This is a genomic window from Lolliginicoccus lacisalsi, from assembly GCF_014841105.1.
GTDB lineage: Bacteria > Actinomycetota > Actinomycetes > Mycobacteriales > Mycobacteriaceae > Lolliginicoccus > Lolliginicoccus lacisalsi.
Genome location: NZ_JACYWE010000001.1, coordinates 184,265 through 197,106, shown reverse-complemented (window position 1 = coordinate 197,106; position 12,842 = coordinate 184,265). Strand labels below are relative to the sequence as shown.

11 protein-coding genes are annotated in these 12,842 nt (G+C 67.3%); 6 read left to right on the top strand and 5 right to left on the bottom strand.

Going from position 1 to position 12,842, the window contains the following annotated elements:
- Positions 1–52 precede the first annotated feature (52 nt).
- The 3 genes from HT102_RS00915 to HT102_RS00905 are packed head-to-tail and all read left to right on the top strand — an operon-like array spanning position 53 to position 3,222.
- Positions 53–994: an acyl-CoA dehydrogenase family protein gene (locus tag HT102_RS00915; protein ID WP_192037530.1), complete on the top strand. Its 942-nt coding sequence runs from the start codon at positions 53–55 to the stop codon at positions 992–994.
- Between the two features lie 19 nt (positions 995–1,013).
- Complete coding sequence (locus tag HT102_RS00910; protein ID WP_192038045.1) at positions 1,014–1,886, top strand: AAA family ATPase; 873 nt, start codon at positions 1,014–1,016, stop codon at positions 1,884–1,886.
- 4 nt (positions 1,887–1,890) lie between these two features.
- Positions 1,891–3,222, top strand: coding sequence for a vWA domain-containing protein (locus tag HT102_RS00905; RefSeq protein WP_192037529.1), 1,332 nt, complete (start codon positions 1,891–1,893; stop codon positions 3,220–3,222).
- 23 nt (positions 3,223–3,245) lie between these two features.
- Here HT102_RS00905 and HT102_RS00900 read toward each other — a convergent pair whose 3' ends face one another.
- Entirely contained in the window at positions 3,246–4,190 is a 945-nt protein-coding gene (locus tag HT102_RS00900; RefSeq protein WP_225443045.1) for a helix-turn-helix transcriptional regulator, read from the bottom strand.
- On the opposite strand from HT102_RS00900, the gene HT102_RS00895 reads away from it, so the two are divergent.
- The 3 genes from HT102_RS00895 to HT102_RS00885 all read left to right on the top strand — a co-directional run bounded on the left by HT102_RS00895 (position 4,191) and on the right by HT102_RS00885 (position 8,744).
- The gene (locus HT102_RS00895; protein ID WP_333473221.1) at positions 4,191–6,545 is read left to right on the top strand and encodes a fatty acid desaturase; all 2,355 of its coding nucleotides are present in this window, start codon (positions 4,191–4,193) and stop codon (positions 6,543–6,545) included.
- Between the two features lie 62 nt (positions 6,546–6,607).
- Positions 6,608–7,822, top strand: coding sequence for an iron-containing alcohol dehydrogenase (locus HT102_RS00890; RefSeq protein WP_192037527.1), 1,215 nt, complete (start codon positions 6,608–6,610; stop codon positions 7,820–7,822).
- 97 nt (positions 7,823–7,919) lie between these two features.
- Entirely contained in the window at positions 7,920–8,744 is an 825-nt protein-coding gene (locus HT102_RS00885; RefSeq protein ID WP_192037526.1) for an SDR family NAD(P)-dependent oxidoreductase, read from the top strand.
- Positions 8,745–8,766: 22 nt separating this feature from the next.
- Here the strand turns inward: HT102_RS00885 and HT102_RS00880 are convergent, their stop codons facing one another.
- From HT102_RS00880 to HT102_RS00865, 4 genes are all read right to left on the bottom strand, one after another.
- Complete coding sequence (locus HT102_RS00880; protein ID WP_192037525.1) at positions 8,767–9,843, bottom strand: beta-propeller fold lactonase family protein; 1,077 nt, start codon at positions 9,841–9,843, stop codon at positions 8,767–8,769.
- 82 nt (positions 9,844–9,925) lie between these two features.
- Complete coding sequence (locus HT102_RS00875; protein WP_192037524.1) at positions 9,926–11,011, bottom strand: beta-propeller fold lactonase family protein; 1,086 nt, start codon at positions 11,009–11,011, stop codon at positions 9,926–9,928.
- 82 nt (positions 11,012–11,093) lie between these two features.
- On the bottom strand, positions 11,094–12,386 hold the full coding sequence (locus tag HT102_RS00870) for a beta-propeller fold lactonase family protein (protein WP_225443044.1): 1,293 nt from the start codon (positions 12,384–12,386) through the stop codon (positions 11,094–11,096).
- A gap of 154 nt (positions 12,387–12,540) precedes the next feature.
- Positions 12,541–12,756 (bottom strand): hypothetical protein, encoded by a 216-nt coding sequence (locus tag HT102_RS00865; RefSeq protein WP_192037523.1) that lies wholly within the window; start codon positions 12,754–12,756, stop codon positions 12,541–12,543.
- Positions 12,757–12,842 lie beyond the last annotated feature (86 nt).

Here is a 12,842-nt window from a genome sequence, read left to right as displayed (position 1 = left end):
CGCGGGAGGTGGCCAGATCTTCACGATCGGGGGCTACCGCTAGGCTCGCTCCATGGATTGCGAGCCCCTGCTCCAGCACCTGCTCACCGCGCCCGCGACGGCCCCCACCCGGGAGACCACGGCCGAGTTCTGGGACCGGCACTGCCAGATCGCGCGGCGGTTCCCGCATCCAGTCGATGCCGCGGCCGCCGCGGGTTTCGGCGCGAGCTGTGTCGGGCTCGCGTTCGGCTCCGGCTACCAGGCCGCGCTGCGCGTCCTCGATCCTGGGCTCGGCGACGGCATCGCGGCGCTGTGCGTCACCGAGGCTGGTGGCGGTCATCCGCGTGCGGTCACCACCTCCATCAGGCCCACCGGAAACGGGTGGGTCCTCAACGGAACAAAGACGTTCGTCACCTTCGGGCCCGAGGCGTCCGAGCTGCTCGTCGCCGCCAGCGCGGGAGCCTCGCCGGAGGGACGCAACAGCCTCCGCGTGGTCCGAGTCCGCGCGGACCAGCCGGGGGTGAGGGTGACGGCGCGGCCCCCGCTGCCGATGGTTCCGGAGCTGCCGCACGGAGAGGTGCAGCTCGAGGAGGTCCAGCTCAATGAAGCGCACGGCGCCGATGTGCTCGACGGGGATGGCTACACCCGCTACGTCAAGCCGTTCCGCACCATCGAGGACATCCACGCCACCGCGGCAGTGCTGGGATGGCTGCTGCGCATCGCGCGCGAATCTGAATGGCCGCGTGACATCCAGGAGCAGCTCGTCGCCACGATCGTTGCTCTGCGCGCCATAAGCGGCGGCGATCCCGCCTCGCCGGCGGTGCACATCGCCCTCGCCGGCGCGCTCGCGTCGGCCGCTCATGCCATCGAGAAGCTCGAACCCCTGTGGGCGGATGCGGATCCAGGCGTCGCGGCGATGTGGCAGAGGGACAAGGCACTGCTGGGCATTGCTGGCCGCGCGCGGGCAGCACGGCTCGACACAGCCTGGGCGACGGTCAACCAGGCTGGAGGCTAGCCCACCGTATGCTGGCGACGTGGACGAGGATGCGACGACCAGGTTCTTCACCGACCCCGAGAATGTCGGCGGGCAGCTCGAGGCCGAGGGCTACCTGCCCGACGAGGACACGTCGCTGACGGTTTTCCTCGCGGACGCGCTCGGCAAGCCATTGCTGATCGAGGGCCCGGCAGGGGTGGGCAAGACCGAGCTCGCCAAGGCCGTGGCCAGCGCCGCCGCGGTGCCGTTGATCCGGTTGCAGTGCTACGAGGGCCTCGACGAATCACGCGCGCTGTACGAGTGGAACTACTCGAAGCAACTGCTGAGCATCCAGGCCACCAAGGATGCCGATGGCCTTTCCGATGATGTGTTCAGCGAGCGATTCCTGCTGACCAGGCCATTGCTGACCGCGATCCGCAGCGAGACCCGCACCGTGTTGCTGATCGACGAGATCGACAAGACCGACCTCGAGTTCGAGGGCCTGCTGCTCGAGATCCTGTCCGACTTCCAGGTGACGATCCCCGAGCTCGGCACGATGCGGGCGACCGCCAAGCCTTTCGTCGTGCTGACCTCCAACGCCACTCGGGAGCTGTCCGAGGCCCTCAAGCGCCGCTGCCTCTACCTCAATATGGAGTACCCGTCGATCGAGCGGGAGCGCGATATCGTCGTGCGCCGCATCCCGGGCATCGACGAGACCCTGGCGCGTCAGCTCGCCGAGACGGTCGAGGTTTTGCGCGGCCTCGAGCTGAAGAAGGCGCCCTCGATCGCGGAGACGCTCGACTGGGGACGGACGCTGCGGGCTCTCGGCACGACCAGGCTCGACGGGCGCACGATCACGAGGACGCTGGGCGTGGTGCTCAAGCATGCCTCTGATCATGCGAGGGCGATCACCGGCCTGAAGCTCGCGGAGTAGCCGCATGCTCGACCGCCACCTCGGTTTCCTGCAGGCGCTCCGGGATGCTGGCGTGCCTGCCTCGACGTCCGAGGGCCTCGACGCGCTCGATGGCATCGCTGCGTTGCCCGCGCTCGACCGGCGCAAGCTCCACGCCATATACGGGGCCACTCTGGTCAAGCGGCAGTCCCATCGGCAGCTGTTCGACACCCTGTTCGACCTGTGGTTCCCCGAGGGCGAGACGGCGCGGGAAACGAGATCGGAGCCGGGAGCGTCGGGGGTGGAGGCCCTGCGCGGCGAGCTCACCGAGGCCGTCCTCGACGGCGACGAGGGCGAGCTCTACGAGATCGCCCGGGAAGCGGTCGAGCAGCTCGGCCAGCTCCCTAGCGCGCGCGGCACGGGTACATCGTGGTCCCCGGCGACCGTGCTCACCGCGATGTCGCCCCGGACCCTCATGGCCGGACTGATGCGTTCCGCCGCTGAGGAACCCGCCATGCCCGCAGCGATTGCCCGCGCCCGGTTCGATGCCCGGCTCGAGCGCTTCGAGGAGCTCGTCGAGGCCGAGGCGCGGCGACGCATACTCGAGGAGCAGGGCGCCGGCGCGGAAGCAGTGCGGGTGCAGCCGCTGGAGCTGGTGAGCTTCGCCGCCGCGTCCCAGGCAGAGGTCGCCGAGATGCGGCGGCAGTTGCATCCGCTGGCCCGGCGGCTCGCGGCGCGGATGAGCATGAAGCGGCACCACGGACGGAGGGGCGCGCTCGACTTCCGGCGCACCATCCGCGCCTCGCTCGCGACCGGTGGTGTCCCGGTCCACCTGAAGCATCGCCCGAAGCGCCCGCACCGCCCCGAGCTGGTCGTGCTCTGCGACATCAGCGCATCGGGGGCAACGTTCGCGCGGTTCGCCCTGCTCCTGCTCTCGGCATTGCAGCAGGAGTTCGCCCGCGTGCGGTCGTTCGTGTTCATCAGCATGGCCGAGGAGGTCTCGGAGCACTTCGCCCGCCACAGCGATGCTCTCGATGCGCTCACGGCCATGGAGGGCGCGATCACGCAGCAGGTAATGGGCAGCGGAACCGACTACGGGAAGGTCTTGCGCGGCTTCACCGACACCTACGCTGATGCCCTGACGCCCAGAACAACTCTCCTGGTCATCGGTGACGCCCGCGCGAACAACCTCCCGCCCCGGGCAGACGCTGTCGCGGGCCTGGTGGGACGCGCGCGCCGGGCCTACTGGCTCAACCCCGAGCCGCGCGCGAGCTGGGAGACCGGCGACTCCGCGGCGCTCGAGTACGCCGAGGTGATCGACATGCTCGAGTGCCGCAACCTCGCGCAGCTGACCGAGGTGATCGAGGAGCTGGGCTAGCTGCCCGCTGCATCGGATGCCGATCAGCGCCGACGGTTTCGCGCGCGACTCCGGCTCGGAGCCACGCCAGTCCACCGGGTGAACGCGTGCGTGAAGCTCGCCGTTTCCGCATAGCCAAGGCGGTGTGCAATCGCTTCGATCGGCATGTCTTGCGCTAGAAGTCTTTCGGCCAGGGTGCAGCGAACGTCTTCGACGAGCGCCCGGAACGACGTTCCTTCGTCGGTCAGTCTGCGGCGGAGCGTACGTGGGTCGAGATGGAGCTCGTCGGCGACCGTCTGCATCGAGGGGAAATGCGCTGGATCGTTGAGCAGTCGGCTGCGGATCTGACCGGCCAGTCCAACACGTGCGAGCCGACGACCGAGGACCTCGGCACATTGCCGCTCGAAGAGCCTGGCGGTGTTCGGATCAGCCTGCGGGAGCGGAACATCAAGCATTTCCGGCGGCCCTGCTATGCGGTTGCGTGACTGGTTGGGGCGGATCTCAGCCGTTGCCGACCACGTGCGCACGAGACGTTCAGCCCGCTCTTCGTCGAGAGTGGTCTCGATCCACTCCGGCGCGAGTTCAACACCGGCTCCCCTGAGTACGGCGGCGATGCCCGCGAGGTCCCGCTCAACGATGAATGGCCGCACGTCGGCAGGAATCTCGGTGTCGTCGGCGACGATGTACGAGTGAGTGGCGTCGGCGTCGACCGACAGGCGAACGTGCGACGGCGCGAGCGCGAGGTAGGGAGCAACACGTTCGACGCCTTCTCGCACCGTGGCGCTGGCCAGGAAGGTGAAACCGACGATCCCAGCCCGGCCAAAGGTGCTGAAGCCGCCGACCTCGATCCCCTGGCCGGTGTTGTCGCCGAGCTTGCCGACGATGTTGCGGACAACGGCGAACTCCTGGTGCTCCCAGATCTCGGCGGTCTCGTCAACGAGATCTGCTTCGGTCAGTCCCGTCCCCGACAGCACCTCGGCGATGGTCATGTGACCGGTGACGCCTTGCGCCATGATCCGCAAGCCTTCAGTGCCGCGCGGCACGGACCATGCGGGCGCTGCAGCCATAACCATTGTCCGAATTTATCAAATAACCGCCCGAAGCGAACATTCTTCTGGAACCGTGATCGCCATACAGTTGTTCTCATGACCGCGATTGATGTTGTCCGACACAAGGCCCTCTCCGAGGAAATCCAAGACCTCTACGCCCGCACAAAGGCGAGGGTCGGCGAAGAAGACCTTGCCCACATCCGTGCCGTCAGCGCCTACTCGAAGGCCATCGACGCCCGGCGCCGCGAACTGCTCCGCTCGGGCGGCCCGAGGGCGGTGAGCCGGGCGGTGGTGCTCGAGATGCTGTATCGGCTTCTGCAGTTCTCCGAGCTGGGTCACAACATCATTCACGGGTCCTACGACCACCTGCCGAACGCCGGTGAGTTCCATTCCGACCGCTACGACTGGGACTTCAACGTCGACATCGCCGAGTGGAAGGTGATGCATCACGAGGGACATCACCCGAACACGAACATTCTCGGCCGGGACCACGATCTCGGGTACAGCGTCGTGCGCGCCCAGCCCGGGCAGGACTGGTTCGGCCACCACGCGCTGCAGCTTCTCCTAGTCGGCGCGGCAACGCCGTTCTTCCCCCAGGTGGCGCCGTTCGTCGTGACGAACGCGTCCCGGCAGATGACGAACTCGCCCTTCTTCAGCGTCGACACCTTGCGCGTGCCAGCCCGCGTCGCCTACCGCGACACGGTGCGCCGGCTCATCACCGAACCGCGCGCAGCAGGTTCGCGGTTTCTTCCGACGCTGCTCGGCAATCACGTCGGTGGGGTCGCCGGCTACCTCGCCGTGCTGTTCCTGGTGATCATCGAGCACCATGCTGGTGACGTCGAAGTCTTTCCGGAGCCCGGTCCCGACGAGACGCGCGACGAGTACTACACCAGGCAGATCCGTGCGACGCGGAACTTCTTGCGCAACGACAAGCTCGATTCGGTGCTCGCGCGCATCCTCGAGGAGGAGGTGCCCTACGAGAACCGGCCGGACTTCCGTATTTTCTACGGCGGCCTGGACACGCACATCGAGCACCACCTGTTTCCCGACCTGCCGCCCAACCGGCAGCGCGAGGTCGCGGCGCAGGTCAAGGAAATCGCGCTCCGCCATGGCCTGCCCTACCACGAGACGCCGATCGGTGACACCGCGGCGCTGCTGGTGCAGGCTCTCGCCGGGTTGTCGGTTCCGGTCGGGGAGCGCGAGAGCTCGAGCCCGCGGCGATTGCTGAAGCAGCCGCTGTCCCTCGCTCGACGCGTCGTCGCCGGTGCGAAGTATCGATTGCTCCCGGATGCTCCCTACCTCGACAAGCCGCGCTGGTACAACGTCCCCACGCGCGTCGTCGCGACGAAGGAGCTGGCCGGCGGTCGCGCCCGGCTGGTTCAGCTTGCGAAGCCGCACGGTTGGGACGACGTGCGATGGGAAGCCGGCGCCTTCATCTCGGTGCGGGTCGAGCATCGTGGGGAGTCGCTCGTGCGCCAGTACAGCCTGGTGCACGACATCGACGGCTCCGGCACGATGGATATCTGCATCAAGCGGGTTGACGACGGACGAGTCTCGAACTTACTGAACGACACGCTGGACTCAGGCGCCTACGTGACCCTCGTCGGTGCCCCCACCACGACCGGCGGCCTCATCATGACCGAGGTTCCCGCGAAATCGCTGTTTGTGGCGGGTGGTGTCGGGATCACGCCGATCATCAGCCAGCTGCGCCGGATCGCCCGCGAGGGCAAGGCCAGCGAGGGCAAGGCCAGCGACGCGGTGCTCCTGTACTTCAACCGGGACAAGCAGTCGACGCTCTTCGAGCGCGAGATCCGCGAGCTCGGGCGCAAGTCCGGCATCCGAGTGCACCTGTTCACCGGCGAGCAACCGGCGGCGACCCTGATCGAGCAACTCGTCACCGATGCGCACGAGCGCGAGACGTTCGTCTGCGCCCCGGGCGGACTTGTCGAAGCGGTTCGCGGATGCCTGACTGGCCTCGGTCAATCGCCACAGTTGTTCCACACCGAATCGTTCTCGCCACCAGAGCTGGTTCGTCCCGTCGACGACGGTCGCCGCTACACCGTGTCGTTCCGCCGCAGCGATCGCAAGGTCGAGATCGACGGCGCGACGACCTTGCTCGAAGCGGCTTCCCGTGCCGGGATCTCGGTTCCTACCGGATGCCGTCGCGGCCTGTGCCGAGCCTGCGTGACCCCGAAGCTGAGTGGCAGGACGCAGAACGAGGACTCCGGCACCGGTGTCCAGAGGATCACAGTGTGCGACAGTCTGGCTTGCTCGGACATCGACCTCGATCTGTGAGGGAACATTTCGATCGCGGGCAGTGGCTGCCCGGACATCCATCCGACAACAGGAGAAATTCAATGATTCCGTACTCGATCCAGGTGCTTGCCTACAAGCAGCTACAGTCCGCGCTGAAGATCGGAGCGAAGATCATGAACTTCCGGCAGCCGGAACTGTTCAGCGGTCCGGGGTCGTCGCTCGACCTGTGCGACCACATCGCGAAGTCCGGCGTCCGCAAGGTGCTGCTCGTGAGCGATGAGTTCCTGCTGGAGATCGGTTTGCTCCAACCCATGATCGACCGCCTCGAGTCGCACGGCGTGAACGTCGTCGCCTACACCGGCGTCCAGCCCGATCCCACGATCGAGCAGGTCGAGGCAGGTCTTGCGATGCTGCGCCAGCACGGCAGCGAAGCAGTACTGGCGATCGGCGGCGGCTCGTCCATCGACGCCGCCAAGATGGTGGCGGCGCGCGCCCGGAACCCGCTCAAGATCGTCCACATGGGCGGGCTCTTCCGAGTCATCGTTCCGCCACTGCCGCTCTACGCGATTCCGACGACTGCGGGAACCGGGTCGGAAGCGACGATCGGAGCGGTGATCTCGGACCCGGAAACGACTCGGAAATTCGTCGTCATGGACCCGAAGCTCGTGCCGCTCGCCGCCGCGCTGGACGCCAGCCTGATGACAGGACTGCCAGCAGCGGGGACCACTGCGACCGGTATGGATGCACTGACCCACGCGGTCGAGGCATACCTCTCCAGCAACGCGACTGCGGCCACCGACGCCGAGGCGCTCGAAGCGACGCGGCTGGTCATGGAAAACCTTCCTCAGGTGTTGCAGGATGGCACCGACCTCGAGGCACGCCAGCGCATGGCGATCGCGTCCTACAAGGCCGGCGTCGCGATCACGACCGCGGGCATCGGCTGGGTGCACGCCATCTCGCACAATCTCGGTGCCCTGTATCACTTGCCGCACGGCTACCTGAACGCCATCATCCTGCCGCGCGTTCTCGATCTCTATCGACCGGTATGCCAGGCACGCCTAGCGGATCTGGCGCTGGCGAGCGGGCTCGAGGGCACGGATGAGCCTGCCCTGGCGGATGCGTTCATCGCGCACGTCCGCGAACTGAATGCCCAGTTCGGCATCCCCACACAGGTCGACAAGCTCCAGGACACCGACATCGCGCAGATCGTCGAGCGCGCCATGAGCGAGACCCACTGGAACTACGCGGTCCCGGTCTACATGGACAGGGCGCGGACCGAGCGGATGGTCCGCGACCTGCTCCCGGCACCGGCCTGACAGAGCGTGGCGAGCTGGCTCGATACTGCTTCCCACGACCCACGCAGTCAGTCCCAGCAAGTACAACCAGTGATCGATGAGAAGGAATCAGACCACAATGAACGTTGACGGAAAGCTCGCGCTCGTTACCGGAGCCTCCTCGGGCATCGGGGCGGCGACAGCACACGCCCTCGCGGAAAAGGGTGCGCACGTCATCCTCGTCGCCCGGACCCCAGAGCCACTCGACTCCGCCGCGGCGAGCATCAGGCGCGCCGGTGGCCGTGCCGATGCGATACCGGCTGATGTCGGCTCGATTCACGACGTTCGAGCCATGGCCACCGAGGTCCTCGAGCGCTGGGGCGTGCCGGATGTGATCGTCAACAACGCGGGTGCCGGACGGTTCCTGTTCATCGATGAAACGGATCCCGAAGAGGCAGTCGCGATGATGACCGTGCCCTACTTCGCCGCGTTCTACGTCACCCGGGCCTTCGTCGAAGGGATGGTGGAACGCGGGTCTGGGACCATCCTGCAGATCAACACCCCGGCTGCCACGATCCCCTGGCCGGGGGCGGTTGGCTACGCGTCCAGCCGGTACGCATTGCGCGGCTTCACTGATGCGCTGCGCCAGGACCTCCGCGGCACTGGAGTGCGCGTCAGCTCTGTTACTCCAGCCAAGGTCTCAAGCCCGTATTTCGATCGCCACCCCGGTGCCGAAGATCGTATTCCCAGGATCGAGAAGCTCATCGGCACAATGACTCCGGACCAGGTCGCCCGAGTTGTCCTCCGGACTCTCGAAAAGGGCAGGCGTGACATTCATACGCCGTGGCGCTGGGCCGCGATCGAGCCGTTCGCTAGGGCATTCCCGGTCCCGATGAGCTGGCTCATGTGGAGAACCGGCACCCGGCACCCGGCCGCGATGGCCTCGTCAACATCGCGCAACTGACCGAGGGGATCGAGAGGCTGGGCTAGCTGCCCGCGGATCCAGTGGGCAGGCAGATCGAGCCGGTGCAGGGCTCCGGGCCGATGGTGATCACCGACACGGTGTCGTCGCCGGCGTTGGTGACGTAGACGCGGGTGCCATCGGGGGTGCCCGCCACCCCTCCCGGGTTGGTGCCGACGGGGATCGTCTCGATGACCGTGTTGGTGGCCGTGGCGATGATCGACACGATGTCGCCGCCGTTGTTGGTGACGTAGACGCGAGCGCCATCGGGGGTGACCGCCAACTGTCGTGGCTCGGCGCCCACCGGGATCGTCTCGACAACGGTGTTGGTGGCGGTATCGAGCACCGACACGGTGCCGTTGCTGTTGCTGTTGACGATGTAGGCGCGGGTGCCGTCGGGGCTGATCGCCACCCCGCCGGGCACGGTGCCCACTGCGACAGTGGCGGTGACAGTGTTTGTTGCGGTGTCGATCACCGACGCTGTGCCGTCACTGGAGTTGGTGACGTAGACGCGGGTGCCGTCAGGGGTGATGGCCATCCCGTCTGGGGTATTGCCGACGAGGATCGTCCCGGTGACAGGGTTGGAAGCGGTGTCGAGGACCGCCACTTCGTTGTGGACAGTGTTGACGATGTATGCGGCCGAGCCGTCGGGAGTGATCGCCACCACGCGAGGGGCCTGGCCCACCGGGATGGGTGTGCCGACAACCGTGTTGGTGGCGGTGTCGATGACCGACACTGTGTTGTCGAGTTGGTTGATGATGTAGGCGCGAGTGCCGTCGGGGGTGATGGCCACCCCGGACAGCCCGAAGCTGACGGGGATGGTGGCGGTGACGGTGTTGGTGGCGGTCTCGATCACCGATACGGTGCCGCCGGCGAAGTTGGCGACGTAGGCGCTGGAGCCGTCAGGGGTGATGGCCACCCTCCCCGGGATGCTACCGACGGGGACGATGTCGGTGACGGTGTCCGCTGTGGCTGTCGTGGTGGTCAGCACCGGGGCGAGCAGGCCGATGAGCGCGATGAGCACGGCGGCGAGCTGGGCGCGGCGGCGCCTCGGGCGAGGGCTGTTGTGGGAGGGCGCTGTGGCGGGGAGTGCCGTGGTCATGGTGCTGGTTTCCTTGTCTGCCCGCGGGGCCGGGCTTGGTGTGGCGGTGGCGAGGACCGGGGCCTCGCCGCCGCGGCTTGGGTCAGCTGCCTGAGGATCCTGCGGACAGGCAGAGCGAGCCGGTGCATTCGGCCGGTGCGACTTCGATGGTGATCACCGACACGGTGGCGTCGAAGCCGTTGGTGACGTAGACGGTGCTGCCATCAGGGGTGATCGCCAGCCCGTACGGGAGGAAGCCGACGGTGACCGTGTCGATGGCCATGCTCGTGGCTGTGTCGATCACCGACACGGTGCCAACTATGAGGGGGCCATTGGCGGTGTAGGCGCGGGTGCCGTCGGGGGTGACCGCCACATCGCGCGGGGCGTCGCCGACGGCAATCGTGTCGGTGACCATGTTGGTGGCGGTGTCGATCACCGACACCGAGGCATCGTCGAAGTTGGTGACGTAGGCGCGGGTCCCGTCGGGAGTGATGGCCACGCCGAACGGGGCGTCGCCGACGGGTATGGGGGCGCCGACGGCAGTATTGCTCGAGGTGTCGATCACCGACACGGTGTCATCGTCGGAGTTGGCGGTGTAGGCGCGGGTGCCGTCGGGGGTGATGGCCACCCCGATCGGGCGGTCGCCGACGGGGATGGTCGCGGTGACGGTGTTGGTGCTGGTGTCGATCACCGACACCGAGGCATCGTCGGCGTTGGTGACGTAGGCGCGGGTCCCGTCGGGAGTGATGGCCACCCCGATGGGGCCGTTGCCGACGGGGGTGGTCGCGGTGACCGTGTTGGTGGCGGTGTCGATCACCGACACCGAGGCATCGTCGGAGTTGGTGACGTAGGCGAAGCCGCCATTCGGGGTGATGGCCACCCCGATGGGGCCGTGGCCGACGGGGATGGTCGCGGTGACCGTGTTGGTGGCGGTGTCGATCACCGACACAGTGTTGTTGCCGATGATGGCGACGTAGGCGAAGGCACCGTTTGGGGTGACCGCCACTCCTCGCGGGGCGCCCCCGACGGGGACGGTGTCGGTGACCGTGTCGGCCGCCGCGGGGGCGGCGGTCAGGGCGGGTGCCAGCAGGCCGATGAGCGCGATGAGCACGGTGGCGAGCCGGGCGCGGCGGCGCCTCGGGCGAGGGCCGTCGGGGGCGGGTGGCGTGGCGGGGAGTGCCGTGGTCATGGTCCTGGTTTCCTTGTCTGCCCGCGGGGCCGGGCTTGGTGTGGCGGCGGCGAGGACCGGGGCCTCGCCGCCGCGGCTTGGGTCAGCTGCCCGACGATCCGGCGGACAGGCAGAGCGAGCCGGTGCACTCGGCCGGTGCGATCTCGATCACCGCGTTGGTGGTGGCGTCGGGTGCGATGCCGTTGGTGGCGGTGACAGTGATCGGGAAGCTGCCGGATTCGGTGGGGGTGCCGGACAGCGTGCCATCAGAGTCCAAGGTGAGACCGGCGGGAAGCGGGTCGCCGGTGGTGACGGTGGGCGCGGGCTGGCCGGTGACGGTGAAGCTGAAGGCAAACGGCTCGCCGACGACGCCCGCGGGTGGTGTGCCGGTGATGGCGGGAGCGACTTCGACCGCGATGACCGACACAGTGTCGTCGAACGCGTTAGTGACGTAGACGGTACTGCCGTTGGGGGTGATCGCCACACCGCGCGGACCGGCGCCAACGGTGATCGTGTCGATCACCATGTTCGTGGCGGTGTCGATCACCGAGACGTTGGCCGAGTCCTTGTTGGCAATGTAGGCACGCGTTCCGTCGGGGGTGATGGCGACGCCTAGAGGTGCGCCGCCAACCGGGACCGGGGCGCCCGTGACTGTGTTCGTGGCGGTGTCGATCACCGATACGGTGTCGTCGTCCGCGTTGGTGACGTAGACAGCAGCCCCGTCCGGGGTGACCGCCACCTCGATGGGGCGGTTACCGACGCCGATGGTAGTGGTGACCGTGTTGGTAGTGGTGTCGATCACCGACACTGAATCATCTACCCTGTTGGCGACGTAGACGGTGCTGCCGTCGGGGCTGACCGCGACTCCCTCTGGGGCGTCTCCGACGCCCACCGTGGCAATCACCGAATTGGTGGCGGTATCGATCACCTGCACCTGGTCAGTGGTGGTGACAGTGACGTAGGCAGTGCTGCCGTCCGGGCTGAACGCCACCGCGAGTGGAATGCTCCCGACGTTGATGGTGCCGGTGACGATGTTGGTAGCGGTGTCGATCAGCGAGACCACATCGGTGAAGGCGTTAGCCACATAGACGGTGTTGCCGTCGGGGCTCACTGCCAGCCCCTGCGGAACAGTCCCGACGGTGATGGGTGCGCCGACGACCGTATTGGTCGAGGTGTCGATGACCGACACTGACGCGTCACCGCCGTTGGTGACGTAGGCACGGGTGCCGTCCGGGGTGACCGCGACTCCATGCGGGGTGCCGACCACCGGGATCGTGTCGGTCACGGTGTCCGCGGCGGCTGGAAGCGCAGCGGCGAGGGTGGCGCCCAGCGCTAGGAGCATTATCCGCGGCAATGAGTGCCTTGAGGTTCGGCTCTTGGCGGTGATCGTGGTCATCGGCGTTCCTCGTGTCGTGGCATGGCCCCCGCTGGAGGCATGTCGCGGCTTTGGGCAGCCAGCGGGAAGGATGTGCTCGAACTCTGGCACAGCAGAACCATAGGCCCCATGCGAACCAATAGATTCATTGAGTAACAATTCGGGAACCGCTTGGCTAGCTGATCTCCGCGGCGACCTCGGCTCCTAGCGCTGCCAGGTCCGCGTCATCGCTGATCAGCAGCACCCCGATCTCGCCCACGATTACCGGCCCCCAGTTGACCAGCACCACTCCCGCCCGGTGGCGCGGGTCGTACTTCAGCTCGCCGAGCGCACGGGTGAGCGGGCGGACTGTCCGGGACCGGGTCGGCATGTGCAGTGCAGGGCAGTCCATCGATGTGCACCGAGGACGCGAGCGATCGCGGCGGGGTAGCTGGCGCTGTTGTATCGCGCGTTCTTCACCTCGAGCAGCCGCAGGCC